Origin of the sequence: Methylobacterium sp. J-077, assembly GCF_022829365.1 — a bacterium.
Taxonomy (GTDB): domain Bacteria; phylum Pseudomonadota; class Alphaproteobacteria; order Rhizobiales; family Beijerinckiaceae; genus Methylobacterium.
Window position 1 is genome coordinate 1 of the sequence record NZ_JAKSYJ010000075.1, and the last position, 372, is coordinate 372.

General features: G+C 71.0%; 1 protein-coding gene. It reads left to right on the plus strand.

Features of this window, described 5'->3' with window-relative positions:
• Nucleotides 1-372 (plus strand): histidine kinase dimerization/phospho-acceptor domain-containing protein (locus MKL11_RS04880; protein ID WP_279600272.1); only part of this gene is annotated, 372 nt, incomplete at both ends.

Genomic DNA, 372 nt, shown 5'->3' on the forward strand with positions numbered 1-372 from the left:
GTTCGAGCTGCTGCGGGAAGGCCAGGTCCTCGACAGCCTCGACGTGCGCATGCTCACGGCGGACGGCGACTTCCGCTGGGTGTCGTGGAACGCCATCCCGCAGGAGGACCACTTCTACGCCGCCGGCCGCGACGTCACCGAGCGCCGCGCCCTGGAGGAGCAGCTCCGGCAGTCGCAGAAGCTGGAAGCGGTCGGCCAGCTCACCGGCGGCGTCGCGCACGACTTCAACAACCTGCTGACGGTGATCCGGTCCTCGACCGACCTGCTCAAGCGCCCCGACCTCTCCGCGGAACGGCGGGGCCGGTACATCGGCGCGATCTCCGACACGGTCGACCGGGCCGCCAAGCTCACGGGCCAGCTCCTGGCCTTCGC